Genomic DNA, 26,361 nt, shown 5'->3' with positions numbered 1-26,361 from the left:
AGGGTAGGGCGCCGCCAGTTGCGAGTGCCCAGCGCAGATTCGTCCGGATAGGCCGGTTGATTATACCAAGTAGGTGCACCGTTTTCCCTGTGGCCGGAATTGCTCCCCGCCTCCGGCGTGACCCCTAGGGCTGTGCGGACTGGCTGTACATGGCGAAGAAGCTGGATGTTAATGCCTCGTAGAGGCTTTCGTCTTCGTCAATTGGAAAGCCAATATTGCGCGCAGCGCCAGTGGAGTCCCTTATCTCAAACATCAGTCGTCCCGATACCTGGTCGGCTGCCAGCACCACGCTCGCGCCTTGTGAATCAGGTCGCGCAAGTGTCCACGTGCAAATATAAGAGAGTGAGACACTGCCTTCAGGGGCGGTGATCGGTTCAGCGCCCCGGGTAATTTCCAACTCTCCCGTGGTTTCGAACACTGCGTCGTTGAACTTCTGCATGGCCTCGCAGATGAACGTGTCGTGCTCATCTGCAATGGTCCACAGCCGACAGACAAGCTCAACGTCGGAGTCGGCCGCAGGCAAAAGCGAACCTGCGCGCCGAATGAAGTCGGCCGCTTCGTCTCTAAGCTCTGTCATCCGCCGGACCCTGTCCAGCCAGGGATTTATGCTGGTGTCCGAGGGGTCTACAGTCACGGGTTTGTTACTTTCACTTTGCTTACCGGCTCGTTGTGATGGCTGGTGAGCACCGTGCTAGTATACATTGATCCAATTTTGGGGGCATCGAAACGGCTAAGAATATCGACAGTGGGGGAGCGCAAAAGACCGTGTGTCTGGAAACGCACGGGTGCAAGCTCAATCAAGCCGACACGCAGGTCTTGGCCAGGGAATTCGTCGAGGCCGGTTATGTACTGACATCCCAGGACGAGCCGGCTGACGTTTACGTCCTCAATACCTGTACCGTGACTCACGTAGCTGATCGAAAGGCCAGACAGGCCGCTCGGGCTGCGAAGCGACGCAATCCGAACGCAACAGTAGTTGCAACGGGATGCTATGCCGAACGTGCCCCCGGAGACCTCCGCACGATGCGGGAGGTCGACTTTGTCGTCGGGAACGCCGACAAGGAGTCCCTGGTCGCGATGCTGGAGGACGCTTCCCAAGGGCCAGATACCGCCTGTGCGATCGGGGATGACAGTGCCCTCCAGCCTCTGCTCAGGCTGCGTTCAAGGGCGATGATCAAGATCCAGGAGGGCTGTGACCAGGTCTGTGCTTACTGCATCGTTCCCAAGGTTCGAGGCCGGGAGCGAAGCGTCCCTCTCAGGCAGATAGTCGAATCTGCCAACTCCTATGGCGAGGCAGGCTGCCAGGAGGTTGTACTTACGGGGACTCAACTAGGTTCGTACGGTTTCGATCTACCAGGTGTCGACCTGACTTTGCTGGTCCAGAGCCTGCTTAAAGAGACCGATATCCCAAGAATCAGGATCTCGTCTCTCCAGCCCCAGGACATATCTGATGAGTTCCTGAATCTGTGGACGGACACGCGACTGTGCCCCCACTTCCACGTTCCACTTCAGAGCGGCAGTGACGCTGCCCTCAAGAGGATGAGGCGCCAATACCATGCCGCAGAGTTCCTTGAAACTGTGGGCCGGATTCGCGACGCCGTCCCAGATGTGGCCATTACCGCGGATGTCATTGTGGGATTTCCAGGGGAGTCCGATTCAGACTTCCAAAATACCCTGGCAACGTGTGTTGAATCGGAACTGGCCTCGGTGCACTTCTTCCCGTATTCGGTTCGTCCAGGAACTAGCGCGGCCTATCTTGAAGGACAGATTGACCCCAGGGTAAAGGCGGAGCGCATTTCCGAGCTTGCGGTCGTTGCCGCTGACCTGTCGATGCAATTCAGAAGTAGTTTCCTCAGGCAGAGCAGGGCAGTGCTGTGGGAGAGACCGACAAATGGAGGCCGTCGAGGCCATCGAGTCTGGTCTGGCCTTACGGACAACTACATTCGTGTGCGTACAACGAATGAGGCCGACCTCTCCAATCGAATCATGCAATCTAAGCTGACGGCTTTAGACGGCGACTGGATGACTGCAGAGGTCAACCCTCTGTAGCTTCTCCTAGACTTCCACTGGTACCAACTGAGGCACGCCGCCTCGGTCCTGTACGTAGGCCGCGTTGCAGTCGTTCCCGTGCCCGAAGACGATCATCCACCCGTCACCCATTGCCATTTCCAGTAGCTCGCGCTTCTGCACCAGCGTGTCGTTAGGGAATTCGGCCGTGGCCGGTATGTGATGCAAGGGTAGGTGGAATGGGGTAGGGATGAGGTCGCCGGCGTAGATGATTCGTTCGCTGCCGTACTCGATGAACACGACCTGGTTCCCCCTCGATGGGCCCTCCATCAGCCTCACACTGACACCCGGGGCGATCTCTTTGTTGCCATCCACGAACTCGATCAGGTCGCGGTCCGCTAGTGGCTCGAAGTCGTCCTCGTAGAAGGATTGGGCGTAGCGCTCATTGGGTGAGTTTGCTGCCTCCCATGACGCCTTCTGCACCAGGTATTTGGCTTTGGGAAACATCGGAATAGCTGCCCCGGTACGGTCTAGCTTGGTGCAACCCCCGCTGTGCTCGAATTGGAGATTGGTGAGCACAACTATGTCGATGTCCCTCGCCGTCAGGCCAAAAGACTTCAACCCTTTTGTCAGCTTGTTGCCGTTCAGGCTGTAATCAGCCTTCAGCTCCACCATTCTTTTGCTGCCGGCACCGGTGTCGACCAGAATATTGAGGCCTGGTGTCCTGACGAGTACTGCGTTCAGACCCAGGCGAATCCTGTTCCGGCGGTCGGGCTTAATGAACTGTTCCCACTGGGTGCGGGCGAGCTGCCCGAAAATTACTCCACCGTCGACCATAAATGTGCCATCTTTAACCAAGTTGATTGACGTATTCCCAACATCCACCTGTGCAACCTCCAAGAAATGAAATACAGAATCTCAAATGAATCTCACGTAGGTGGGTGGAGACAGCGTTTTCCACTAGCGCGCACCTACGCGCGGTCGTTCACGGCCCAGGCTGGCGCCACCCGAGTAGGGTGCTCCCAGAGACATCGAAAGTGCGCAAGTCGCCACATACGGGCGCATTAAATCTTGCACGTCTAGCAAGGTGACCCGTAGTCGTTGGGTCATGCAGTTGAACGATGCCAGTTGACCTGGCCGGAGAGGCGAATGCAACGGTCTTTCACGCTGCATAATCGCTTTCTATCCATTAGCGGATTGGGCATATCCCCCCGGAGCCCACGCCTCTAAATTTATGATCTGTTTCGAAAATTGTCAAGCGTGAGAACGTATATGTTTTGGCAATATTCGTGTGTAAAGATTTTATGCCAGCTATGATTAGTGAAAATCGGTTACATAAACTGGCAACACCTACGAAATACGTAATACACAGTAGCATGACTTCAAGATGATTACGCAGCCCCCATAGTTAGGGCAGCGCGAAAACACAAGGCCCTCTAGTGGCCGTCATGTGTGGAAGTCACCACAGGGACTTTGACTTCAGCGGAGCTCTTCTACTGCGCCCCTGAAAGCCTCAAGTGTCTGCTCTACGTCCGTCTCAGTATGGGCGGCTGAGATGTAGAACTTGGATGCCCCTTTGAACACGCCGCGTTCAACAACACCGGCGTTGAATTTACTCATGGTCGCTGAGTCGGATGTGAGTGTGTCCTTGTGGTTGGTGATCTCCTGGTCAGTGAAGAACACGTCGAACAGCACGTCTTCGCCGGTCACCTTCGCAGGTATCTCCGCTTCGTCGAGCATATTCTGGAGGGTTGTCCTTAGCTGGTTCCCAGTTGCCCTCATGCCCTCGTACGTCCCCGGCCTGCGTAGAATCTCGAGCGTCTTGAGACCTGCAACTGCTGCTATTGGATTGCCGCTTAGTGTGCCGATCTGCGGCATGAAGTTGTCAGATGAGACCGCCTCGGAGTCCATATGTGACATGATCTCGTCGCTGCCCGCAATCGCGGTAAGCGGGAAGCCCCCTGCGACGGCTTTACCCAGGGTGCAGATGTCCGGTTTGACACCGTAGAACTCCTGGGCGCCTCCATACGCGAACCTGAACCCCGTGACCACTTCATCGAAGATCAGTGGTATCTGATACTCGTCGGCCAGGTTCCGAAGTCCCTGGAGGAATCCGGGCTGCGGAGGTATAAGCCTCTGGAATGGCTCGACTATGATCCCGCCGATTTCGTCGTGGTACTGTTCGATAATCTCCCCGGCCTTCTCCAGATCGTTGAAAGGCGCTATGAGCACTTCATCCTGGATCGACCTGGGGATTCCGGCGGAGTCCGGCGATGGATGTGGATACCCGTCTGGATTCGCCGAAAACACGCTCATAAGCGCGTAGTCATTCATCCCGTGGAATCCACCTTCGAACTTGAGAATCTTGTCCTTGGCTCTGTAAGCCCTTGCAGCTCTCATCGCATATAGGGTCGCTTCGGTGCCAGTGGAGCTGAATCTGACCTTCTCAGCGCAAGGAACTGCGTTGACGATCTCTTCGGCGAGTTCTATAGCATGCTCGTTGTTTGCGAAGAATGTAGTCCCGTTCGCCAACTGCTCGCGGACGACTTCAATCACCTCGGGATGACTGTGTCCAATTAACATTGGGCCTGACCCGAGCAGGTAGTCGATAAACTCGTTGCCGCTGGAGTCCCATATGCGGCTACCTTCGCCCCTCGCGATTACTATGTCTTGACTAACGTTGCCGAGGTTTCCGCCTGGGAGTACTCTGTGAGCTCTTGCGACCAGTTGCCGTTCGTAGTCTGACTGAGGGCTGGGCATGGGTAGTCTCCTGGGTAAGTTCCGAGTGCAGCTAGGGCCATCCTGACAGTTAGAAATCTGGGCGATTATAGCAGAGCCCTAAGTCACTTATGGTTTCTTGCCATATAATGACTGACGATTACCCCAAACGGAGGATCATCATGGACATAAATGTAATTCAAGGGAACATCGCTGAGCGCGAAGACGCTGCAATAGTCGTAAACCTGTTCGAAGGCGTGTCGCAGCCTGGAGGCGCGACAGGAGCAGTTGACTCCGCACTGGGCGGAGCCATCACCGACCTGATCAGCGAGGGCGACATAACTGGGAAGCGAGGTGAGAGCACGCTCATCTACTCTTTGGGAAGGCTACCAGCCAAGCGTGTTGTCGTGGCAGGACTTGGTAAGTCGTCAGATTTCACCTCCGACATCGCCAGGGGCGTCCACGCCGAGACTGCACGACTACTGTCCTCCAAAGGTGTGGAGAGCTATTCGACCATCCTCCATGGCGCTGGCATTGGTGGCCTGGGTGCAGGTGAGTGCGCACAGGCCGCAGCTGAGGGCACTACCCTGGGACTCTATTCATTCGAGAAATACAAGTCCAACAGCAATGACTCGTCGATCAGCGCCGTGAATATTGTCGAATTCGATCAGACGAAGCTTGATGAGATATCCCACTGTGCGAAACGAGGCACAGTAATCGCCAGTGCAGTGAATCTGGCCAGAGAGATGGGCAACGAGCCCGCCAACCACATGACGCCAACGAGGATGGCAGAGATCGCTCTGGATGTGTCCAGAGAGGGAGGAATGGACCTGACGGTTCTGGATCGAGCCGACATTGAAGCCCTTGGAATGGGGTCGTTCGCAGGCGTCGCACAGGGGACGGAAGAGCCGCCGAAGTTTATAGTGATCAGGTACGAAGGCGATCCTGACAACCGGGACAACAACCTTGGATTGCTCGGAAAGGGCATTACATTCGACAGCGGAGGGCTGGACCTCAAGTCTGCCGAGGGAATGCTCACGATGAAGAGCGACATGTCCGGCGGTGCATGTGTTATCGGAGCCATGAAGGCCATCGGTGCCCTGAAGCCCAGGATCAATGTATGGGGAATAGTGCCAGCTACAGAGAACATGCCGGGCCGCCGTGCGCAACGTCCTGGTGACGTCGTGCGGGCCATGAACGGCAAGACAATCGAGATTGGCAACACTGACGCCGAGGGTCGACTGGTACTAGCTGATGCCCTCTGCTACGCAGTCGAAAACGGATTGACCAGAATCGTCGATGTCGCAACACTTACCGGTGCGGTCGGCGTGGCGCTCGGAAATGGCGCTACTGGCGTTTTCGGAAACGACCAGGAGTGGGTCGACACTGTAGTCGGGGCAGGTAACGGGGTTGGCGAGAGAATGTGGCAGCTTCCCACATTCTCGTCATATTCTGAGGAGTACCGGAGTGACATTGCTGACATCAGGAACACAGGCGGCAGGGGAGCCGGCGCGATAACCGGTGCGCTGATCATTGGTGAGTTCGCAGGCGACTCCAAGTGGGCTCACCTCGACATCGCAGCGACAACCAGGACTACGACGGCCAAAGGCATCAACCCCAAGGGCTCGACCGGAGTGCCTGTACGTACCCTGGTGGAGCTAGCCTCAACCCTCGCAGATGCGGATCTGGATTGTTAAATTGAATGGCTTAGCATTTCTGTGCTAGGCTTTGATGTAACTCTCGTGGAGGCCCATTGCCATGAACAAAACCTCACGGTGGACCTTCATTACGAACCACGGATTGGTGCTTAGCTACATCTCTCATAACTCGACGAGTACAGCACGAGAGATTGCACTCAGTATCGGGGTTACGGAAAGAACCACCCACAAAATTATATCCGACCTGGAAGAGGCCGGTTACATCACTCGTCGCAAGTCTGGACGCCGTAATGTCTACAGCGTCGATCCGAACCTGCCTCTGCGTCACCATACCAAGAAAGACATCATCGTCTCAGAACTTCTGGAGGCCCTGACTAGCAGGGATCTTCACGAGATCATGGAGTTGCCCGAGGAAAACGGGGCCGCCTAGCCCGATTGAACTCTGTTTCGTTGACCACATTCAGGGGCCGGTGGGTGGGCGTGGCCAAGCGGTAAGGCGCCAGGTTGTGGCCCTGGAGATCGAGGGTTCGAATCCCTTCGCTCACCCCACTCTTCACTTCCTCACAGCACCTTTGACGCCGCTGCACGCTAGGAGAGCCGCCTGATGTCTGGTCTATTCGCCTCCGTGGATACTCTTCGCGTAGGTGACCCGCAAGGCAACAGGATGGTTCTGCGCATCGTTACGCAGAACGGGCACGTAATTCACGCCATTGGCGTACCTCAGGACTGGCCCTCGAGGACCGGTCCCACGTGGTGCTATGTGTATGAAGACGATGGCACCACCCTGATTGACCCCGGCGCACAAGGCTCATTCCCAGAAGTGGAGGACGGCCTGCGTGTCGCAGGGCTGTCAGTCAGTGACATTGATCGTGTAATCGTCACACACGGCCACTCCGACCACGATGGCTCAACCGCTGAGCTCGTTGACGCAGCAGCTGCAAAGCTGCATGCGCATACGATGTACGCTGCTCTTATTCCATTCAGTCCTTGGGAAGTTCAAGACCGCTCGTCGTCTCCTTTGCACGCGGAAATGAACCGAGTGGTTTCCGGCAACAGTGACCGACGTAGCGAGTCATATGCTGCCAGGAACAGAAGATACGTCGAAGCCCGGAAGGGCCTCACCGTGCACCATGAAGTGGGAGACGGGGATTCGATCGGAGATCTGAATGTGATCTACGCTCCGGGTCACTCTCCAGATGAGCTGTGCCTGACACTTGATGGGGTGGTGTTCACAGGGGACCATGTTCTACCCGAGATTACGCCTCACCCGACCACCAAGGCTGGCTACTCTGATCACGTAATGCGGGAGATTCCGTCTGCGTTTAGCAATCCAGCCAGCGCTTACGGCCTGGAAGTGTACATGCGCTCCCTGAAAACCATCTACGATTTGGGGGAGACCAGGGCAGTGCTTCCTGCGCATCGTCTTTTCAACAGAGGCAAGTTTAATTTCGTCTCCGTTATCAGAGCGAGGGAAGTCATTACCCACCACGGCGACAGAATGTCCCAGATCGTCCGACACCTGGACGATCGGCCCACTGGCCTCGAAGATGTAACCAGGGGTGTATTCGAAAGCCGTAAACTCTCAGGCGGCAACCTGTTCATGGCAATGTCCGAGGTGGTAGCCCATGTTGAGCTCCTGCAGGACTTTGGCGATGTGGAGTTCACCGAAGAGGCAAAACTCCGGCATACAGGGTCAGAGGAATTTCGCGATTTCGTTCGCGACTTGGTAAACTGAGTATGGACTTAGCAGTCCGAGGCGTCCCCTTCAAGCGCCCGTAGCTCAGTGGATAGAGCACTGGTCTTCGGAACCAGGTGTCGCGGGTTCGAATCCTGCCGGGCGTGCCACCCCTCTACACGCTCCCGGCACCAGGCCAAGTGAGCCACGGTCTGTCTCCGTCACTTCACCCCGCAGCTACGCACGCCCCTTAATGCAGGCGCATTAGCTCCAGAACGCCACGCCCACCATTCCGGGGCCAATGTGTGCCCCCATCACTGGCGTAAATTCGGCCACAAACAGCTCAAAGCACTCGAATTCAGTAGCAATCAGCGACGATAGTGAATCAGCCTGCTCAGGCGCCTGTATGTGCATGACCATGGCATGAAGCGGGCCTTCGCAAACTCTGTCCTTCATAAGAGTAACCACCTTGGATGCGGCGTGAGCTGCTGTCCTGGGCCGTGCGACCTGGGTGATGTTCGACATCTCAAGCTCGAAGATCGGCTTGAGCTGCAGAAGTGATGTTGCCAGGTGGGCCAGACCCGGAACTCGGCCTCCTTTCCACAGGTAGTACAGGGTGTCCACGTATGCCAGCAGACGAACTCGCTGTCGGATATCGGATGCCGCATTGTAAACGTCATCCAGACCAGCGCCGGTTTCAGCGGTCTTCAGTGACTGCCATGCGATCAGGCCCTGCGCGCCGACAGCGGTAAGCGAGTCTATAACTCGCAGATCGAATCCCGGCCTGTGGGCCCGGAATTGGCGACTGGCAGCCTCAGCCGAGTCCAGGCTTGAACTGAAGCTCTTGGAAACAGTGATGCACAGTATGGAATCGGCTACCTCACCAGCCTCTCCAAAAGCAGCTAGGAAGTCCCCGGGAGTTGGCGCAGATGTACTCGTCCGCCCCACATACTGTCGCTGCATCTCATAGAAGTCAGACGCGTCGAGGTCCACTCCGTCCCGGTATGTCCTGTCGCCAACGTGAATTAGCATCGGCACCGAGAAGGTGAGAGGGTCACTCAGAAAGCCATCTGGGACGGTTGCGGCGCTGTCGACGACGATCGCGACTCTGCGCTCGGAATCTCCGCGGCTCACGATATCTTAAGCTCTGGGTCTCGTATGCCCAACGGTAGGCGCCAAGCTGAGTTAAGCTTAGCGATCCATGTGGTGTCTGATAGGGGTCTCTGGAAAGGCGTCAAGAGCACGATATTACCGTGTATGGGATCTGGTCTATGAGTGGGTAAGCTCCCTGATTATCTAGTGGCGAAAGTATGTCGTCAATGCAGCACCATGATTGAATGGGTCTCTGGCGCTGATGTAGAATTCAGCCGACAGGAGGGGCTCCCCAGTGGAGAACAACCAGATCGCCAAGCTGCGTCGAATGCGGGACCATGGACCGCAGAACTACGAAGTGAACCGGCGCATAGCAGATGGCATCTTCTCGGTGCTGAACGACCACAGCTTCCTGCCCCTCGACACACCGCTCCTCGAGCAGACGGACCTGTTCGTACGAAAGTCTGGGGGAGAGATCGCGGAAAGCCTGTACACCTTTTCTGACCCGGGCGGCATAGCCGTCAGTCTCCGTCCGGAGTTTACTCCTTCGGTGATCCGATGGTTCGTCGAGAACATCGGTCATGAGCCGGGCAACCACAAGTTCCAGTACGTAGGGCCTGTCTTCAGGTATGGAGGGGCACGGGGAGGGCGTAATCGCCAGTTCACGCAGTGCGGAGCAGAGTTAATTGGGACACCGGCCCACGTGGGAGACTCAGAAATCCTCGAAAGCGCTGCGCAGTGCCTGCACGAATCCGGGATCTCGAATTACTCGGTCAGACTGGGCCACATTGGTCTGGTGAGAGAGCTCGTGAGGTCCCAGGGCCTTGCTGAGCCGCTCCAGATGTTCATCCTTGCCAATTTGGATGCAATTGAGGATGGCGAGGCTGGCATTGAGAGGCTTACAGACCAGGCCGCTGCTGCAGGTCTGGTGTTTCGTTCTGACTCTGAGCACCTTGACCTGCCGGCAAGGGACGACGCAATTCCGGCCTTAGAGGCATTGGGTCGTTCGCTGCCCGGACCCACGGGCAGGAGAAGCCGGGAACAGATAATGGTGAGACTCGCCAACAGGATGCGAAAAGCCGTTCCCGAGTCCGACTTCAGGTCAGCATTGACCAATGTCTCGGCCCTTTTGAATTCGCCCACTACTGTCTCCGACCCCCTTGAATCGATTGCAGCGGTGATGGAGTCAAGTGGGGCATCTCTGTCGGCTGTGGACGAACTGAGTTCGGCGTTCGGTTCCGTCTCACGAATAGGGGATGATGTAACAGTCGAATTGGACCTCTCGTTTGTAAGAGGGAGGGCCTACTACACGGGGATCGTGTTCGAGTACACGTCGAAGGTCGATGGAGTGGAGGCATCGCTCGGCGGCGGCGGCAGGTACGATGACCTCGTTAGAGCATTCGGCGGCCCGAACACTCCGGCGTGCGGGTTCGCGCTGAATCTGGACGAACTGGTGCTGGTTGCCCAGGCAGGGTCCGTGGGAGCTTCGGCGTGAGTAGTGCAACGCTCAGATTGGGCCTGCCAAGTAGTGGAGCATTGCACGATCCTTGCATGTCGTTCATGCGTGCGTGCGGGCTTTCCGTTTCGAGGGCTAACAGTCGCCGTTACATCGCCGAGGTGAGATCTGTTCCAGGGGTCACGGTTATGTTCCAGCGTGGCTCAGATATAACTGCAAAGGTCGATGATGGTGCCGTAGACCTCGGAATAGTAGGTAAAGACCAGTTCCTCGAGACGCGAAGAGAGGACGGGGACAGCAGGGTAGTCGTTGACGGACTTGGCTTCGGTAGAAGCAATCTGGTCATGGCCGTACCTGATGCCTGGGTAGATGTAACGTCGATGTCCGACCTGGCTGAAGTTTCAGAAGAGTTTCGGGACATGGGCCAGGACCTGAGGGTCGCAACAAAATACCCTCGACTGATACAGCGGCACCTTCTGGCCCACGGGGTTAACTACTTCAGCCTGGTCCAGTCCAGCGGTACCCTGGAGGCTGCTCCCGCCATGGGTTTTGCCGATATCATTGGCGACATTACCGAGACCGGCTCGACTATCCGGGAAAACCGCCTGAAACAGATAGAAGGCGGGACTGCGATATCATCTGACGCCTGTGTCATTTCCAGGAAGATGGACCCCGTCCGTGACACCGCGCAGCTTGCAGCTGCCCGGCTCCTGTTGGAGATGATGGAGGCTAACCTGGGAGCAAGAACTGTCGTTAGGATTACCGCCAACATGAAGGGCGAGACGGCCGAGGAAGTGGCCGAGTACGTCCTGCGCCATTCTGATATCTCAGGACTTCAGGGCCCCACGATCTCGAAGGTGTATGCCCCTGATGGCACTGGATGGTTTGCCGTCACTGTAATCATCGAAGAGAGCCGGCTCCTCTCCGCGGTCGACACGATCCGTGAGATAGGCGGCACCAGCGTAACAGTGGATAAACCAAGCTACGTGTTTCAGTCTGAGTCGACCTCATATTCGAGACTCGTTCAAGCCGTGTAGCATGCCCAACCTCCCGGCTCACATCCAGCTTGCCTCCTCGGCAGCATCACAGATCAAACATCCTGACATCGAGGCGTTCTGGGGATACTTCTGCCTTGGAGCAACGGCACCTGACATCAGGGCGCTGACCAAGAGGGCTCGATCTGAGTACCACTTTGTGGAATTGGACTTCGAGACAATTGGCACGGGCGTCGAGACGATGTTCGCCGCATATCCCGAGCTAATGAATGCCGCAGAGCATGACGGTCCCACACGTGCATTCATGGCTGGTTACATCACTCATCTGTTGGCGGACGAGTCCTACATAGTTCGTATGTTCAGGCCCTATTTTGGCGTGGACGGGGTCTTTGAAGATGTGGAGCTGGCGAAGGTGTTGGATCGGGCCCTCCAGCTCGATTTCGACCGGCGTGTCTGGGACGATGCCAGAGAGGCGATTGCTGGTGCGGAAGTCGAATTGGCGAACGTCAACGTGAGATTTCTCCCCCCGGAAGACCTCCAGCAGTGGGAGGAGTGGGTCTACAGGGTCGTTGACGGCGGATTCTCGTGGGATCGGCTTCGTTTCATGGCACGCCGGATAGCGGCCGGAAATGAGGAGCACCCGGCATACGAACATGCGGATGCCTTCCTCGATTCGGTTGATGGATGGCTGAATACCCTCTATGACTCGGTTCCCAGGTCACGCGTGGATGAGTTCACTGCTGAAGCCGTCGACACGTTGACCGACGGACTCAGGAGCTACCTGTCGTGAAAGTTGTCCACGGTGTAGAAGCTGCTCGGGACGCGCTGTCAGTAGGTCGCCGTCTCGATCTCGCATCGGTTCCCGACTCATTCCTGGACACAACTGAACGCGTCTTCGGCGAGCGACTATCCCCTCTGGACACGGTTTCAAGGATCATCGACGATGTGCGAAGTAAGGGGGATCATGCGGTACGCGCATTGAATCTCGCATTGGATGGCGCCGACAACGAAGCTCTTGAGGTCAGCGCCACCGATCTGGACGCCGCATCCGACTGTGTTGACCCTCGGGTACTGGAAGCCTTTTCGCATGCCGCCGAGAGAGTCAGACGCTTTCACGAAGCCTCAAAGCCGCGTGACTGGATGGACTTCGCTGCCGGTTACGGCAGTATTTCAAGGGCGTGCGAGTCGGTCGGTGTCTATGTACCGGGCGGCAGCGTCCCGCTGCCCTCGACGGTGCTCATGACAGCCATCCCTGCGAGGGTCGCCGGTGTGAGTGAGATTATCCTGTGCTCCCCGGCTAGCCGGAACGGCCTTTCGGATCCAACTGTACTGGCGGCAGCCAGGATCGCTGGAGTCGACAGGGTCTTCACAATTGGAGGCGCGCAGGCAGTAGCAGCGATGGCGTACGGGACCGAGACAGTGCCGTCTGTTGACATGGTATGTGGACCGGGGAACGTGTTTGTCACCCTTGCCAAGAAGCTCGTTTACGGCGACGTTGGAATCGATGGACTGTACGGTCCGACAGAGACGCTTATATTGGCTGACCACACGGCCAACCCGACCCTATGCGCGGCCGATCTGCTTGCGCAGGCGGAGCACGATCCGATGGCACGTCCAGTTCTCCTATGCACGTCGGAGGCTTTTGCTGATGACGTAAGCCGGGAAGTGGATTCCAGGCTCGAACGACTGGAACGCGGTTCAGTAGCCCGCGCTTCGGTAGAAGGGCAGGGTTGCATTGCCGTAATCCCTGACCTGGCGGACGCCTTGGAAGTTGCGAACTGGTTCGCGCCCGAGCACATGTGCCTGAGCGTTGAGGAGCCCTGGAAGTGGGTGGGAGCTGTCAGGAACGCGGGTGCGCTGTTCATTGGAGACTTCTCACATGAAGTACTTGGCGACTACGTTGCCGGACCCAGTCACGTGATGCCTACGTCCGGCACTGCGAGGTTCAACTCTGGCATCGGAGTGCACACATTCCTGAAGACTACGCCGATAATTGCACTGGACGACGAGGAATCAATCGCCTTATCTGACGCGGCTGCAGTCATGGCTCGGGCCGAAGGGCTCACTGCGCACGCAGAGGCCGCTGAAATCAGACGTGAACTCAGATAAGAAACAGTGGAGAGTCGAGAGGAGACAGCAGTGCCAGGAAAGAAAATAGAAGGGTTGATCAGGTCCCACCTGACTTCCGTCCAGACCTACCAACCCGTAGATCCGCCCGAGGTCCTGGCGGAGCGCGCAGGAATATCACCGGAGTCAATCGTCAAGTTGAACGGGAACGAAAACCCATATGGCCCGTCTCCAAAAGCTGCCGAGGCGGTCTACAACGCTGATCTTCACATTTACCCTGATCCCTTCCAGCGCAGGCTGCGAGCGGCTCTCTCAGATTACACAGGATTTGATGAAGCGAACATTATCGCTGGCGCAGGCAGCGACGAGCTGATCGACCTACTGTTCAGGTTGTTCATCGAGCCCGGTGACGTCATTCTGGACTGCGAGCCGACATTTGCCATGTACGCATTCTGTGCGAGGGTTGCTGGTGGTGAACTGAGGTTGATCCAGAGAGACGAGCTTTTCGAGATCGATCTACAGGCCGTACGGGACGCTATCGACGACACCACTAAGATCATATTCATAAGCTCGCCGAACAATCCCACGGGCAACATGGCATCGGAAGCGCAGGTAAGGGCGCTGCTGGACACGGGACTCGTAGTAGTAGTCGACGAGGCATACTATGAGTTCAGCGGAGAAACGGCGGCAGATCTAATCCAGGAGTACGATAACCTCGTCGTGCTACGCACGATGAGCAAGTGGGCTGGTCTGGCTGGCCTGCGCATCGGCTACGGCATCATGGACGATGCCCTTGTGAATCACATTATCGACATCAAGTCGCCATACAACGTGAACGTAGCTGCTGAAGCAGCCGCTCTAGCCTCGCTTGAAGACAGTGAGTACCTGTTGGGCAATGTTAAGTCGATAGTGGACGACCGCGAAGAGATGTTCAGTGCACTCGAAGAAATCGATGGGGTCAAGCCGTGGCCCTCACAGGGCAATTACATACTCTGTCAGCTTGACGGACCAGAGAAAGCCGGGGACATGGTCAGCCAACTGGCTGACAAGGGCATCTTCGTGCGCAACTTCGGGTCCGACAGACTGACCGACTGCTTCAGGGTGGCAATTGGTACCCCCGATGAGAACACGGCCTTCCTGAACGCCGTCCGGGAGACTTCCCAGTGACGTCTGGAGATCGTGTCGGGCAACTAAGTAGGGACACTGCGGAGACTCAGATCTCCATTGAATTGAACATCGACGGGGCAGGCGATTACCAGTTACATGTGCCAAACGGCATGTTCGAGCATCTTCTGGCTCAGCTTTCGAGGCACGGGCTAATCGACCTTACCGTGTCCGCCGACGGTGATACCGAAGTCGGGCTCCACCACCTCGTTGAAGACGTCGGAATCGTTCTCGGCAGGGCCCTCGCCGATGCTGTAGGAGAGGGTGCCGGAATCAGGCGGGCTGCCCACACGTTCATGCCTCTGGACGAGACGCTGGCTTTCACTGCGGTCGACTTCGGAGGTCGCGGCTACTCGGTTATCGATGCCGAAATCGGTGACAGCGACATGGGTGGTCTTTCAGGAGACCTCATAAGGCACTTCCTGGAGTCTCTTGCGAGAGAAGGGCGGTTCAACCTGCACGTCAGGATCGTCTCCGGGGTCAACAACCACCACAAAGCCGAGGCCATCTTCAAGAGCCTGGCCAGGTCGCTCAGAACCGCCCTGGAACTCGATCCCCGCCATGCAGGACAGGTGCCCAGCACCAAGGGGACTATTTCTTCGTAGGGCGTGCTTGCAGACTTGCAGGGAGACTAGTCCTCGGCGGCTTCCAGCTCGAACCTGAATTCCTCGATGATGGGATTCGCGAGGAGTTGGTCGCACATCTCCGTAACTCGGAGGCCGGCTTCCGCGCGGTCCTGCTCATCGAGCCTGACCTCCATGTACTTGCCGGCCCGCACGTCGGCGACCGAGTCGAATCCCAACTGGTGCAGACCGCCTCTGATGGTGAGTCCCTGAGGGTCGTTTACACCGGGCTTGAGAGTGACGTAGATCTTCGCCAGAAACATCGAGCTACCGAGGCAGCCGGTACTCAGGAGCGTTGGGCGAACTTTCGTGCGCGTTGACGAATTCCCGAATCCTGTCTTCGTCAAATTCATCAAACTGGTCCAGGAACGTCCACGCAGTTATGGAAATCCGACTCTCCATATCGGGGTACGGACTCATAATTAGCTTGCCGCCGCGATCGATGCCTTCCTGTACAAGCCCGGTTAGCTGGCCAACAAGTTCAGGGCATCCGTCGGGGCAGTTGTAGTGAACGTTTATGTACCCGTGCTCCAGGTTGTGGAGAAGCACTTCAGGCTCGATTGGTTCATCGTAGATTCCCCAACGTGCCGGTGCCAGCGGAAGGTCATAGTGCCAGCCCGAAGTAGGTGGTATCGAATTGTACTCAGGGTGGTCCTCCCCAGGACTCACGTGGGTAGCCCCCTGGTCTGCCATTCGGACCCCCGGTCCATCAGGCGTTCCTCCCTGGAACAGCTCCCCTAGAGGAAGTCCAGGCAGAATGATCGACAGGACCAGTGTAGAGGCCACGAGCGCGACCGCGACGCCTCCCAGCCAAATGTAGACTCGCCGCCGACGCTGCCTGCGCGCGCGTCTTGCACGGCGTGCCTGAGTAGGCGTTAGCCTCGTACTAGAACTCCGTCCCCCGGATGCTGTTGCCATTGTGTAGTTCGACTCCGCGCTTTACTTCTACTACTGGAGGTCTTGCCCTGTCAGTTTCTTGAACGCTTCAGCATATCGCTCGGTTGTCCGCGCAACCACGTCTTCAGGTAGCTCGGGTGCTGGTGGCTCATGGTCCCATCCGGCGTCGTCCAGCCAGTCCCTAACGAACTGCTTATCGTAGTTTGGCTGTGACTTGCCCGGCTCATATCCCTCGGCATCCCAGAACCTGCTCGAGTCCGGGGTCAGGAGCTCATCGATGAGTATCAACTCACCGTCGATGGTGCCGAACTCCAACTTGGTGTCCGCGATAATTATGCCCTGCTGTCTTGCAAAGTCCCGGGCGAACTCGTAGACCTCGATAGTGGTGTCGCGCAGGCGTTCAGCCATCTCCTGGCCGACCATGTCTACGACCTCTTCGAAGCTCATGTTCTCATCGTGTCCCACTTCGGCCTTGGTGGTGGGAGTGAACAGCACTTCGGGGAAGGGATCTCCCTCGCGGAGACCCTCCTGCATTGGCTTGCCCTGCACCGTTCCAGTGCGCCTGTACTCGGACCACGCTGAGCCGGTTATGAAGCCGCGAACGACGCACTCGACGTCGATCCGGTCAGCCTTCTTGACGACCATGGCACGCTTGGCCACATCATCAGGCACGTCCAGGTCCGAACGATCGGCCGCCATTGCAATGAGGTGGTTAGGCACGATGTGTGATGTCTTGTCGAACCAGAATGCGGATATCTGGTTGAGCACTGCGCCTTTGTCGGGAATGCCTGTGGGTAGCACCACGTCGAAGGCCGATATTCGATCGGTTGCCACCATCAGTAGCGTATCGTCGTCGATCGGATATGTGTCTCTAACCTTGCCTCTATAGAGCAGATTCGGAAGAGTAGTCTCCGTGATTGCGGTCATTTGGTCTGTGACCTCCTTGGTCAACTGACAGCTTAGTTGAGTCCGATTCTGTCGAACACGTCGTCGACGAATCGGACGTAGTAGCCGTAATCGAAGGTGTCGTCCAGGTCTGCCTGGCTCATATACATCGTCACCGTGGGATCACTTCGAACCAACTCTCTGAAGTCATGGTCTTCGTCCCACGTTCGGGAGGAGTTGGTCTGCATGACCTTGTAGGCGTCGTCCCTGCTGACACCCTTTTCGATAAGTGTGAGCATGAGCCTCTGGGAGAAGAGGAGTCCCCTCGTCATCTCGATATTTTGAATCATGCGCTCTGGATAGACGCGCATACCAGCTACGACACCTGTGAACAGATCCAGAATGTAGTCCAGCGCCATGCACGAGTCTGGAAGGATAAGCCTCTCCGCGGAGGAGTGGCTTATGTCACGCTCTCCCCAAAGAGCTACGTTTTCAAGGGCAGTAACTGAGTGACCGCGGATCAACCTTGCCAGGCCGCACACCCTCTCGCTCAGCTCTGGATTTCGCTTGTGTGGCATCGATGACGAGCCCGTCTGTCCTTCAGAGAATGGCTCTTCCAGCTCTCGAATCTCAGTACGCTGGAGACCTCTGACCTCAGTGGCGAATTTCTCGAGCGAGGCGGCGATTACGGCCAGTGTAGTGATGAACGCTGCGTGGCGGTCACGCTGGACAACCTGGTTGGAAACAGGAGCCACGTCAATGCCGAGCTCCTTGCAGACTCTGGCTTCTACGTCGGGCGGCACGGTCGCGTGAGTTCCCACAGGTCCAGAGATCTTGCCAACCGCGATGTCCTTCCTGGCGTGGCGAAGGCGGGACCGGTTCCGGCGCATCTCGTCCCACCAGAGGGCGAGTTTCAGTCCCAGGGTAACCGGCTCCGCATGCACTCCGTGAGTGCGCCCCATCATAAGTGTGTTCTTGTGCTCGACGGCGCGGGTTCCGAGCGCCTCTATGCAGCGCTCGATCTCATCTTCGAGGGCGTCTGCTGCAGCCACGAGCTGGAGACTGGTAGCTGTGTCCCAGACATCACTGGTAGTCAGTCCAAGGTGTAGCCAGCGTCCCTCCGGGCCAAGTCCTTCCGTGACCGAGCCCAGAAATGCTGTCATGTCGTGCTTGGTGACTCGAAGTATCTCGTTCAGCCGGTCAATGTCGTATTCCGACTTGCGGAGCTTACGCATGTCTTCTTCAGGTATTACACCTGCGGCAGTCCATGCCTCGCACACTGCAAGCTCGACCTGAAGCCACTTATCGTACTTGCTTTCGTCTGACCAGACCTGCTTCATTCGAGGTCGGGCGTATCGTTCGATCATCTTGGGTTCCCGTGCCTGTTAGCGGCTTCTGAGTGACTCTCGGTAGTCATCATAGGCCTTTTGGATGTTTTCGTGCTTCCCACCCAGTATCTGTGCAGCCAGGAATGCGGCGTTTCGTGCACCCCACGATCCGACGGCGACACACGCCACCGGGATGCCAGGAGGCATCTGTGCGATCGCATACAGCGCGTCGATACCCTTGAGATCGCTGGAGGGTATCGGGACTCCAATTATGGGCAGTGTAGTCCAGGAAGCGAGGACACCTGGAAGGCCTGCGGAACCGCCGGCTCCGGCTATAATTACCTCAATGCCACGTTCCCTTGCCGTGATCCCGTACTCTCGTACCCTGTCCGGGGTGCGATGGGCGGACATCACCTCGACTTCATGCTCGACACCAAGTTGGTTCAGGACTTCTACTGTCGGCTCCATTGCGGGCCGGTCGGAACTGCTTCCCATAAGAACGCCTACGAGCGCCATGATTCCTCCTCAGATAGATGCAGCAATGTCAGTTCGATAGTATGAGTTTGCAAACTCTATTTCGCCAGCCAGGTCATACGCCCGAAGTCGGGCGTCAGATATGTCTGTGCCTCGTGCCGCTGCAGTAAGCACTCGACCACCTGACGTGACGGTCTTCTCATTTTCGATACGTGTGCCTGCATGAAACACTATGAAGTCGTCCGAAGTCTCCGGAATTCCAGTTATCTCATGACCGGTCTCATACGATCCTGGATATCCATCAGACGCCATTACGACGCCAACCCAGGAATCGGTGGCCCATTCGACCTTAAACTGTGACAGACGCCCTTCAACCGTTGCAAGTGCAATGTCTAACAGATCGGACTTCAGCCTTGGAATGACAACCTGCGCTTCAGGGTCACCCATACGGCAGTTGAACTCGAACACTCTCGGACCCTCGTCAGTGATCATGACCCCGGCGTACAGGATGCCACGGAAGGGACAGCCCATTTCGGACAACTGCCTTGCCACCGGCTCCACGATCTCTGACCTTACCCTGGCTTCTAACTCAGAGTCCCAGAAGGGTGGGGGACTATAACTGCCCATCCCCCCGGTGTTGGGTCCGAGATCGTTGTCGAAGATGCGCTTGTAGTCACAGGCGACAGCGACCTCTGACACGTATTCGCTGTCCAGGAATGCGAAGACACTGATCTCCTGGCCTTGCATCCACTCCTCGATCAGCACGGTGCTGCCAGCCGCCCCAAATGACCGGTCGACAAACATGGAATGTGCTGCTTCGCGAGCCGACTCCTGATCGTGGGCCATGACCACACCCTTTCCGGCAGCCAGTCCGTCTGCCTTGACGACGTATGGAGGCGCAAGTGTGCTGATGTGAACAACGGCCGATTCGTAGTCTGTGAAAACACTTGCTTTCGCCGTGGGTACCGCTGCGGCACTCATAACTTCTTTGGCAAAGGCTTTGCTGGACTCGATTCGGGCCGCCGCTCTCGTCGGGCCAAAGATCGGCAGGGAGTGCTCAACGAAACGGTCAACCAGACCCTCAGCAAGCGGCACTTCTGGACCGACAATGGTGAGGTCTACAGTTTCCGCTCGGGCAAAACCCAGCAGGCCGTCAATGTCCTCGGCGTCGATATCGATGTTCTGCCCAAGCTCCGCAGTGCCGGCATTTCCCGGAGCGATGAACAGCTCAGGAGAGTGATGGCTGCTGGCCGCCTTCCAGGTCAAGGCATGCTCACGCGCCCCGCCTCCCACGATGAGTACTCTCACCAGGAAGCTCCGAGTCGGCGAATCATTCCCACTCGATTGTGCCCGGCGGCTTGCTTGTAATGTCGTAAACGACCCTGTTTACGCCCGGCACTTCGTTTGAGATGCGGCTGGACATTCGGGCCAGCACATCGTGCGGTATCCGGGCCCAGTCAGCGGTCATGGCGTCATCACTGCTGACTGCTCGTATGGCGATCACGTTGCCATAAGTCCTGAAGTCTCCGGTGACGCCAACAGATCTCGAGTCGGTCAGAACTGCAAAACTTTGCCACAGTTCGTTGTAGAGTCCGCTGCGTTCGACCTCTTCCATGACGATCCGGTCGGCGTCCCGCAACGTATCCAAAGCGTCGTGGGTTACTTCGCCAACAATGCGGATCGCTAGACCCGGGCCTGGGAAGGGTTGTCTGTTGACTACCTGCTCAGGCAAGCCAAGTTCGAGTCCAACCTGCCTGACCTCGTCCTTGAACAGGAACCTCAGAGGCTCCACAAGGTCCATTCGCATGTGTTCAGGAAGGCCCCCGACGTTGTGGTGAGACTTTATCTTGGCGGATACGTCGTCTCCGGGAACGTAGCTCTCAATAACGTCAGGATAGAGCGTACCTTGGGCGAGGAAGTCAACTTGGCCGAGCCTCGAAGCTTCCACTTCGAAGACGTTGATGAACTCCTCACCTATTATCTTTCGTTTGGTTTCCGGGTCTGTAACGCCCCTGAGTGCGCCCAGGAAACGCTCGGTGGCGTCAACGTGGGCCAGGTTCATTTCCATGTAGCTCTCGAAGGTGTCTCTGACCCGCTCGGGTTCACCGTGACGGAGCAGCCCGTTGTTGACGAAGACGCACGTCAATTGCTCTCCAACGGCGGCATGTACGAGCGACGCTGCCACTGCCGAATCTACACCTCCAGAGAGGGCGCAGATGACCTTTCCATCACCTACCTGGCTCCTGATGGCCGCCACTGATTCGGCGACGAAGTTACCGGCGTTCCATGATCCAGTACATCCGCATACTCCGTACAGGAAGTTGTGAATGAGCTTGATTCCCTCTGGAGTGTGCACAACTTCAGGGTGGAATTGGAGTCCTAGTCGTCCAGCCCCGTCTCCAAGGGCGGCAATTGGCGAGTTGTCCGTATTTGCCAGAGCTCTGAAGCCCTCTGGCATCTCGGTGATGTTGTCGCCATGGCTCATCCATACCTGTGGCGAGATCGAGACACCCGCAAATAGTGGTTCCCCTGCGGCAATGATCTGAAGTTCGGCATACCCGTATTCACGGTGAGTTCCTGGTGCAACTCGACCGCCGAGCTGGTGGACCATGGCCTGCATCCCGTAGCAGATGCCAAGTACAGGGAGGCCAGAGTCATAGACCCAATCTGGAGCGAGTGGAGCACCGGTCTCGTAGACACTGGCGGGCCCACCGGAGAGGATAACGCCCTTCGGGCTCAGGGGCTCAACCGTCTCCCAAGGTGCAGTGTGTGGAATGAGTTCGCAGTAGACATTCGCCTCCCGCACCCTGCGGGCTATCAGGCGAGAGTACTGCGATCCGAAGTCCACTATCACAATGGACTCGCTGGACGCAGACACTTCAGCGGGTGTGTCCGAGTGCCGCTGACTGGCGCCAGGGGCATCCTTGGAGTACATCAACGCACCCATTTTACTATTGGAAGTAGGGGTACCAATTTACGATTCAGGGCGGGGTTAAGACATGGCTCCGAGCAAATTTCAGGCTAGCACCTGTGTTACATTAGGGTCAAGCAAATGCATGCTGAATTGCGATCACTTTCACGACTATTCTTGTCCCGTTCGGGCCTCAGGCGGCACATCTACAAATGCTTTCAACGTCACTCAAACAAGCTATAGATATCCTCCGAAATGGCGGCGTGGTAGGTATTCCGACTGACACTGTCTATGGTGTTGCCGCCAATGCGCTTTATGAGAAAGCGGTCGATAAAGTGTTCGATCTAAAGGGAAGGGAAGATACTAGTCCGATTCCGGTCTTGATTGGGCAGGTAGAAGATCTGTACAGGTACGGCAGGGAAATCCCAGACGAAGCAATAGAACTTGCACGGGCATTCTGGCCGGGACAGATGACCATTGTCGTGCCTAAGGCCGACATCATTCCTTCAGTTGTATCTGGAGGGCTGGACACGGTGGGCCTACGAATCGCCGACCATCCCGTTCCCCGTGAGTTAGTCTCGGCCCTGGGGGCTCCAATCACGGCGACGTCCGCAAACATCAGCGGAACAGATGCGCTCTCGTCTGCGAAGTCGGTCCTCGAACAGCTTGGGCACAGCCTGGATATGGTGTTCGACGGCGGTGAGTTGCCGCCTTCGAGACCCTCTACGGTCGTGGATGCTTCTGTTAGCCCTCCAAGAATACTGCGCGAAGGCGCGGTACCAAGAGCGGCAATTGAACAAGTGACAGGCTCAGCTTAGGGCATGTAGAATCGTCGCGCAGGCGTGAGGGCATTGAGAGAACATCAGCACCCGCTTCGTCCGCCCTAATCCAGACCTGCTCGGTAGTTGCTCCATTGGCGTCCAGTTCCCAGCTTGAGGAATACAGCGACCTCGTAGACAGCGAGCTGAGGCGCGTTGTAGCCACTCGAGACCTGCCCCTGTATTCGATGATGGGGCACCAGTTGGGCTGGAGTGCAGACCCCGGGTTTGATCAGGGTTCCCCTCTCCGGAGACTGGGTTCACTCTGCCTGGGCACCTGTGCAGCTCTAGGCGGCAACGTCGAGGACGCACTGCCCGCCGCTGCCGCCATCGAACTGGTCCAGAATTTCTGCGATATTCATGATGACGTCCAGAGTGGTCGAATAGAGCGGGATGGACGAGATACCGTCTGGTGGAAGTGGGGCCCAGCTCAGGCTATCAACGCTGGCGATGGAATGCATGCCCTGGCGAGAATGGCCCTCCTGGGCATGAAGGAGAGAGGTTTCGGCCCCGAGTCTGTGTTTGAAGCCATCCGTGTCCTTGATAGGGCCAGCCTGGCGACCTGTGAAGGCAGGTTCATGGAGTTGGAGTTCCAAGAACGGCTGGATTTGTCTTCTGATTCTTATCTGAAGATGGCGACATTGAAGACAGGATCCCTCTTCGCATGCGCCACTGAATTCGGTTCTCTGATATGCGGAACGAGTCCTGACGACAGAAACCCGGCAGTTGAATGGGGACGAAGTCTAGGTGTCGCCGCACAGATTGCTGAGGACCTCCAACAGATTTCCAGCGCACTTGAAATCGACGGCGTCCCTTCTGACGACCTGATGAACAAACGAAAGCTCTATCCCGTCGTCTGGGCGTTTGAGGAGGCAACTCCCCAGCAGAGAAGGCAACTTGGTGACTACTACTTTAAGCGGGTCCTTGACCCATCAGATGCAAAAGGTCTGGCAACCCTGGTTGACAACATCGGAGGAACAGAACAGGCTCGATCTCAGATCGACGCTCAGTTGAGTGAATCTGGGGACAGGCTGGCGAACGCGCTTCGGGACGAGTCCCGTAGAGAAGCCCTTGAGCTAATTGCACGGACAGCGGCTGGAATCTCATGACGCTGGCGAAGAGAAGCATGCGAGAACTCCCCCTGTTCCGAGGAGCTTCTGTACTGGTCAGGGTGGACTACAACGTCCCCTTTGAACCCGGCACTGGGGACATTTCAGATGACAGTAGGATCACCGCCTCTGTGGAGACCATCCAGCACCTGAAGGCCGTTGGATGCAAAGTGATCCTCTGTTCCCATCTGGGACGCCCAGGAGGCCAGAGAATCGAGGAGCTGACACTGGCTCCAATTGCTCGACGGCTCTCTGAGATACTCCGCGATGGGATCGCCTTTGTGAGTGATTGCATTGGCCCGGAGCCTGCGTCCACGATTAAGGGGATGTCGAACGGGGACGTGGCATTGCTGGAGAACCTTCGCTTTCACGTAGGCGAAGAGGCGAATGACGCAGTTTTCAGCGAACAACTTGCCAGACTGGCTGACTTCTATGTGAACGACGGGTTTGGCGCTGCGCATCGTGAACACGCCTCGACCTACGGCGTCGCCCACTATCTGCCATCGGCAGCCGGCCTGCTGATGGAGAGAGAGATCCAGGCGCTGAACAGGGTTACCGAGAGCCCGGAATTTCCTTATGCTGTGGTAGTTGGCGGGGCCAAGGTCATGGACAAGCTGCCGCTGATCCGTAATCTCTCCGACAAGGCCGATCTGTTCTTGATTGGTGGAGGTATGGTTGCATCGTTCCTTTCCGCTGCTTCTCAGGGCACGATCAACTTGAGCGTCGACGATGAAGAGCGCTCCCTTGCAGAAGGAATTCTGGATAACGCTCAGCGAAGTGGGTACGAGGTCGTTATACCCGTTGACGTGGTTGCGGCAGATCGATTCGCTGAGGATGCAGAATCACGGACGTGTGAGCCGTGTGAAATTCCGCCCGGCCACATCATTCTCGATGTTGGTCCCAAGACTGTCGAACTGTATGCTAGACGTCTAGCTGAGGCGCGTACCACAGTGTGGAATGGGCCAATGGGCGTCTTCGAGTGGGAGGAATTTGCCCAAGGTACTGTTGGAGTCGCCAAGGCAATTTCGGCCACACAAGCGGCCTATACCGTGATCGGGGGCGGTTCTACTTCCGACGCGGTCACATCCCTCAACCTTGTCGACAGCTACTCACACGTGTCCACTGGCGGGGGTGCCACACTGGAGTTTCTTGAAGGCAAGGAGCTGCCCGGAATCGCGGCACTTGACAGCAGCTCAAAGTAGGACTGGTTAGGCAAACGTACTGACATGCTTGTGGGACACCTGCCTCAATGATCGATCATCCGTATCTGAGCGAACTGGTCAGTCCCACCGAGAGCAAGATCGTTCTTTTGGTGGTCGATGGGCTCGGAGGCCTTGCCCGTCCTGAGACTGGTAAGTCCGAATTGCAGGAAGCTCGCACTCCTAATCTGGATGACCTGGCTCGCAGAAGCGCGTGTGGCATGACCGTACCTGTGGGTCCGGGCATTACCCCAGGCAGTGGACCCGGCCATCTCGCACTCTTCGGATACGATCCCCTAAAGTACGTGATTGGTCGGGGAGTGCTCGAAGCCCTGGGCATAGGGATCGAGTTAGGGATTGACGACGTTGCTGTAAGGTGCAATTTCTGCACGGTAGATGACCATGGACGACTGACTGACCGCAGGGCGGGCCGCATACCATCTGCCGAATCGGAGCCTTTGGTGGAGCAACTCGCTTCGATCACGATCGATGGGGTGGAAATATGGGTGGAGCCTGTGCAGGACTACAGGTTCGTGGTTGTGTTCAGTGGGCATGAGCTGGGCGAGGACGTGGGTGACACTGATCCTCAGCGAACTGGGGTCAGTCCGCTTGAACCGTTAGGCAGGGACCAGGTTTCGGTCGCTACCGCAGAGGTTGCAGGTCAGTTTATCGAAGCTGCTCGAGACATCCTCGGTTCCAGGCAGACTGCAAATATGATCCTGATGCGTGGGTTCTCGAAGATCCCAGCCTGGCCCGAGTTCGGTGCAAGCTATTGCCTGAGCCCGTCTGCGATTGCTGCGTATCCCATGTACAGGGGTCTGGCTAGACTGGTTGGAATGGATGTCATTCCCACGGGACTGGACTTTGACGCTGAACTAGACACGCTAGCCGGGCACCTCGAACAGCATGACTTCGCGTTCATTCACTACAAGTCTACCGACGCCGCCGGAGAAGACGGCGACTTCGAGGCCAAAGTCGGGGCGATCGAGTATCTGGACAGCAGGATCCACAGACTTTTGGAAATGGGTCCTGACGTCCTTGCCATAGCTGGGGACCACTCGACACCAGCAATAATGGCCGCGCACAGTTGGCATCCTGTACCAATGTTGATCAATTCTGAACTGACCACCGGTGTCGGGTCAGGAGCATTCAACGAAAGGGCCTGTGCCGCCGGGCCACTTGGCACTCAGCCAGCCACTTCTCTGATGCTTCAGCTTCTCGCCCATGCTGGTAAGCTAAAAAAGTTCGGCGCTTGAGTTAGCGGCGACTCGTAATCCATGCTATA

The 26,361-nt window shown here is 56.9% G+C and carries 25 protein-coding genes and 2 tRNA genes; 16 read left to right on the top strand and 11 right to left on the bottom strand.

The features are described from left to right. Window positions 1–124 precede the first annotated feature (124 nt). On the bottom strand, window positions 125–577 hold the full coding sequence (locus J4G14_00605; GenBank protein MCE2456300.1) for a hypothetical protein: 453 nt from the start codon (window positions 575–577) through the stop codon (window positions 125–127). A gap of 188 nt (window positions 578–765) precedes the next feature. On the opposite strand from J4G14_00605, the gene mtaB reads away from it, so the two are divergent. After that, the gene (mtaB, locus tag J4G14_00600) at window positions 766–2,049 is read left to right on the top strand and encodes a tRNA (N(6)-L-threonylcarbamoyladenosine(37)-C(2))-methylthiotransferase MtaB (GenBank protein ID MCE2456299.1); all 1,284 of its coding nucleotides are present in this window, start codon (window positions 766–768) and stop codon (window positions 2,047–2,049) included. A 6-nt stretch (window positions 2,050–2,055) separates the two neighbouring features. Here mtaB and J4G14_00595 read toward each other — a convergent pair whose 3' ends face one another. Together J4G14_00595 and J4G14_00590 are read right to left on the bottom strand one after the other, a co-directional pair. After that, window positions 2,056–2,844, bottom strand: a complete 789-nt coding sequence (locus tag J4G14_00595; GenBank protein MCE2456298.1) for an MBL fold metallo-hydrolase — start codon at window positions 2,842–2,844, stop codon at window positions 2,056–2,058. Between the two features lie 642 nt (window positions 2,845–3,486). Next, window positions 3,487–4,767 carry an aspartate aminotransferase family protein gene (locus J4G14_00590; protein ID MCE2456297.1) on the bottom strand — a complete coding sequence of 427 codons (1,281 nt, stop codon included), beginning with the start codon at window positions 4,765–4,767 and terminating at the stop codon, window positions 3,487–3,489. 140 nt (window positions 4,768–4,907) lie between these two features. Here J4G14_00590 and J4G14_00585 point away from each other — a divergent pair, with 140 nt between their 5' ends. From J4G14_00585 to J4G14_00565, 5 genes are all read left to right on the top strand, one after another. Beyond that, window positions 4,908–6,422, top strand: coding sequence for a leucyl aminopeptidase (locus tag J4G14_00585; GenBank protein MCE2456296.1), 1,515 nt, complete (start codon window positions 4,908–4,910; stop codon window positions 6,420–6,422). A 61-nt stretch (window positions 6,423–6,483) separates the two neighbouring features. Beyond that, complete coding sequence (locus tag J4G14_00580) at window positions 6,484–6,813, top strand: winged helix-turn-helix transcriptional regulator (protein ID MCE2456295.1); 330 nt, start codon at window positions 6,484–6,486, stop codon at window positions 6,811–6,813. Window positions 6,814–6,857: 44 nt separating this feature from the next. Then, a tRNA-His gene (locus J4G14_00575) sits at window positions 6,858–6,932 on the top strand. Between the two features lie 55 nt (window positions 6,933–6,987). Continuing rightward, on the top strand, window positions 6,988–8,118 hold the full coding sequence (locus J4G14_00570; GenBank protein ID MCE2456294.1) for an MBL fold metallo-hydrolase: 1,131 nt from the start codon (window positions 6,988–6,990) through the stop codon (window positions 8,116–8,118). A gap of 34 nt (window positions 8,119–8,152) precedes the next feature. Beyond that, a tRNA-Arg gene (locus tag J4G14_00565) sits at window positions 8,153–8,228 on the top strand. Between the two features lie 94 nt (window positions 8,229–8,322). Here the strand turns inward: J4G14_00565 and J4G14_00560 are convergent. Further along, on the bottom strand, window positions 8,323–9,192 hold the full coding sequence (locus J4G14_00560) for a DegV family protein (protein MCE2456293.1): 870 nt from the start codon (window positions 9,190–9,192) through the stop codon (window positions 8,323–8,325). Between the two features lie 253 nt (window positions 9,193–9,445). On the opposite strand from J4G14_00560, the gene J4G14_00555 reads away from it, so the two are divergent. Genes J4G14_00555 through J4G14_00530 form a run of 6 tightly spaced genes read left to right on the top strand, consistent with a single transcriptional unit; the run spans window position 9,446 to window position 15,437 of the window. After that, the gene (locus tag J4G14_00555) at window positions 9,446–10,645 is read left to right on the top strand and encodes an ATP phosphoribosyltransferase regulatory subunit (GenBank protein MCE2456292.1); all 1,200 of its coding nucleotides are present in this window, start codon (window positions 9,446–9,448) and stop codon (window positions 10,643–10,645) included. Between the two features lie 41 nt (window positions 10,646–10,686). Further along, window positions 10,687–11,643, top strand: a complete 957-nt coding sequence (gene hisG, locus J4G14_00550) for an ATP phosphoribosyltransferase (GenBank protein MCE2456291.1) — start codon at window positions 10,687–10,689, stop codon at window positions 11,641–11,643. 1 nt (window position 11,644) lies between these two features. Next, window positions 11,645–12,391: a zinc dependent phospholipase C family protein gene (locus J4G14_00545; GenBank protein MCE2456290.1), complete on the top strand. Its 747-nt coding sequence runs from the start codon at window positions 11,645–11,647 to the stop codon at window positions 12,389–12,391. Then, the gene (gene hisD, locus J4G14_00540; protein MCE2456289.1) at window positions 12,388–13,710 is read left to right on the top strand and encodes a histidinol dehydrogenase; all 1,323 of its coding nucleotides are present in this window, start codon (window positions 12,388–12,390) and stop codon (window positions 13,708–13,710) included. The genes J4G14_00545 and hisD overlap by 4 nt, the downstream gene beginning before the upstream one ends. Before the next feature lie 30 nt (window positions 13,711–13,740). After that, entirely contained in the window at window positions 13,741–14,835 is a 1,095-nt protein-coding gene (hisC, locus tag J4G14_00535; GenBank protein ID MCE2456288.1) for a histidinol-phosphate transaminase, read from the top strand. After that, window positions 14,832–15,437: an imidazoleglycerol-phosphate dehydratase gene (locus J4G14_00530; protein ID MCE2456287.1), complete on the top strand. Its 606-nt coding sequence runs from the start codon at window positions 14,832–14,834 to the stop codon at window positions 15,435–15,437. The genes hisC and J4G14_00530 overlap by 4 nt, the downstream gene beginning before the upstream one ends. Before the next feature lie 26 nt (window positions 15,438–15,463). On the opposite strand, the gene purS is transcribed toward J4G14_00530, so the two are convergent. Genes purS through guaA form a run of 7 tightly spaced genes read right to left on the bottom strand, consistent with a single transcriptional unit; the run spans window position 15,464 to window position 21,974 of the window. Further along, a complete protein-coding gene (purS, locus tag J4G14_00525) occupies window positions 15,464–15,718 on the bottom strand; it encodes a phosphoribosylformylglycinamidine synthase subunit PurS (GenBank protein ID MCE2456286.1) in 255 nt (84 codons plus the stop codon). A gap of 4 nt (window positions 15,719–15,722) precedes the next feature. Further along, window positions 15,723–16,373 carry a DUF3105 domain-containing protein gene (locus tag J4G14_00520; GenBank protein MCE2456285.1) on the bottom strand — a complete coding sequence of 217 codons (651 nt, stop codon included), beginning with the start codon at window positions 16,371–16,373 and terminating at the stop codon, window positions 15,723–15,725. A gap of 30 nt (window positions 16,374–16,403) precedes the next feature. Continuing rightward, the gene (locus tag J4G14_00515) at window positions 16,404–17,279 is read right to left on the bottom strand and encodes a phosphoribosylaminoimidazolesuccinocarboxamide synthase (protein ID MCE2456284.1); all 876 of its coding nucleotides are present in this window, start codon (window positions 17,277–17,279) and stop codon (window positions 16,404–16,406) included. A gap of 32 nt (window positions 17,280–17,311) precedes the next feature. Further along, complete coding sequence (locus tag J4G14_00510; protein MCE2456283.1) at window positions 17,312–18,604, bottom strand: adenylosuccinate lyase; 1,293 nt, start codon at window positions 18,602–18,604, stop codon at window positions 17,312–17,314. Between the two features lie 18 nt (window positions 18,605–18,622). Beyond that, window positions 18,623–19,081 (bottom strand): 5-(carboxyamino)imidazole ribonucleotide mutase, encoded by a 459-nt coding sequence (gene purE / locus J4G14_00505; GenBank protein MCE2456282.1) that lies wholly within the window; start codon window positions 19,079–19,081, stop codon window positions 18,623–18,625. Window positions 19,082–19,090: 9 nt separating this feature from the next. Further along, entirely contained in the window at window positions 19,091–20,347 is a 1,257-nt protein-coding gene (purD, locus tag J4G14_00500; protein ID MCE2456281.1) for a phosphoribosylamine--glycine ligase, read from the bottom strand. Between the two features lie 22 nt (window positions 20,348–20,369). Beyond that, window positions 20,370–21,974: a glutamine-hydrolyzing GMP synthase gene (guaA, locus tag J4G14_00495; protein ID MCE2456280.1), complete on the bottom strand. Its 1,605-nt coding sequence runs from the start codon at window positions 21,972–21,974 to the stop codon at window positions 20,370–20,372. A gap of 188 nt (window positions 21,975–22,162) precedes the next feature. Between guaA and J4G14_00490 the strand changes: the two genes are divergently transcribed. From J4G14_00490 to J4G14_00475, 4 genes are all read left to right on the top strand, one after another. Next, complete coding sequence (locus J4G14_00490; GenBank protein ID MCE2456279.1) at window positions 22,163–22,768, top strand: threonylcarbamoyl-AMP synthase; 606 nt, start codon at window positions 22,163–22,165, stop codon at window positions 22,766–22,768. Window positions 22,769–22,863: 95 nt separating this feature from the next. Next, a complete protein-coding gene (locus tag J4G14_00485; protein MCE2456278.1) occupies window positions 22,864–23,877 on the top strand; it encodes a polyprenyl synthetase family protein in 1,014 nt (337 codons plus the stop codon). 2 nt (window positions 23,878–23,879) lie between these two features. Continuing rightward, window positions 23,880–25,079: a phosphoglycerate kinase gene (locus J4G14_00480; GenBank protein ID MCE2456277.1), complete on the top strand. Its 1,200-nt coding sequence runs from the start codon at window positions 23,880–23,882 to the stop codon at window positions 25,077–25,079. Window positions 25,080–25,126: 47 nt separating this feature from the next. Beyond that, a complete protein-coding gene (locus J4G14_00475; GenBank protein ID MCE2456276.1) occupies window positions 25,127–26,332 on the top strand; it encodes a 2,3-bisphosphoglycerate-independent phosphoglycerate mutase in 1,206 nt (401 codons plus the stop codon). Window positions 26,333–26,361: the final 29 nt, after the last annotated feature.

The sequence above is a fragment of the Dehalococcoidia bacterium genome (assembly GCA_021295915.1).
GTDB lineage: Bacteria > Chloroflexota > Dehalococcoidia > Lucifugimonadales > UBA1123 > VXRN01.
Note: the sequence above shows the minus strand (reverse complement) of the source record. Positions and strands in the feature narration are given on the sequence as shown.

What these genes read in the sequence shown, in the direction of transcription:
- J4G14_00605 (MCE2456300.1), bottom strand. Translation starts at nt 577, where the DNA reads ATGACAGAGCTTAGAGACGAAGCGGCCGACTTCATTCGGCGCGCAGGT.
- J4G14_00595 (MCE2456298.1), bottom strand. Translation starts at nt 2,844, where the DNA reads ATGGTCGACGGTGGAGTAATTTTCGGGCAGCTCGCCCGCACCCAGTGG.
- J4G14_00590 (MCE2456297.1), bottom strand. Translation starts at nt 4,767, where the DNA reads ATGCCCAGCCCTCAGTCAGACTACGAACGGCAACTGGTCGCAAGAGCT.
- J4G14_00585 (MCE2456296.1), top strand. Translation starts at nt 4,908, where the DNA reads ATGGACATAAATGTAATTCAAGGGAACATCGCTGAGCGCGAAGACGCT.
- J4G14_00580 (MCE2456295.1), top strand. Translation starts at nt 6,484, where the DNA reads ATGAACAAAACCTCACGGTGGACCTTCATTACGAACCACGGATTGGTG.
- J4G14_00570 (MCE2456294.1), top strand. Translation starts at nt 6,988, where the DNA reads ATGTCTGGTCTATTCGCCTCCGTGGATACTCTTCGCGTAGGTGACCCG.
- J4G14_00545 (MCE2456290.1), top strand. Translation starts at nt 11,645, where the DNA reads ATGCCCAACCTCCCGGCTCACATCCAGCTTGCCTCCTCGGCAGCATCA.
- purS (MCE2456286.1), bottom strand. Translation starts at nt 15,718, where the DNA reads ATGTTTCTGGCGAAGATCTACGTCACTCTCAAGCCCGGTGTAAACGAC.
- J4G14_00520 (MCE2456285.1), bottom strand. Translation starts at nt 16,373, where the DNA reads ATGGCAACAGCATCCGGGGGACGGAGTTCTAGTACGAGGCTAACGCCT.
- J4G14_00515 (MCE2456284.1), bottom strand. Translation starts at nt 17,279, where the DNA reads ATGACCGCAATCACGGAGACTACTCTTCCGAATCTGCTCTATAGAGGC.
- J4G14_00510 (MCE2456283.1), bottom strand. Translation starts at nt 18,604, where the DNA reads ATGATCGAACGATACGCCCGACCTCGAATGAAGCAGGTCTGGTCAGAC.
- purE (MCE2456282.1), bottom strand. Translation starts at nt 19,081, where the DNA reads ATGGCGCTCGTAGGCGTTCTTATGGGAAGCAGTTCCGACCGGCCCGCA.
- guaA (MCE2456280.1), bottom strand. Translation starts at nt 21,974, where the DNA reads ATGTACTCCAAGGATGCCCCTGGCGCCAGTCAGCGGCACTCGGACACA.
- J4G14_00490 (MCE2456279.1), top strand. Translation starts at nt 22,163, where the DNA reads ATGCTTTCAACGTCACTCAAACAAGCTATAGATATCCTCCGAAATGGC.
- J4G14_00475 (MCE2456276.1), top strand. Translation starts at nt 25,127, where the DNA reads ATGATCGATCATCCGTATCTGAGCGAACTGGTCAGTCCCACCGAGAGC.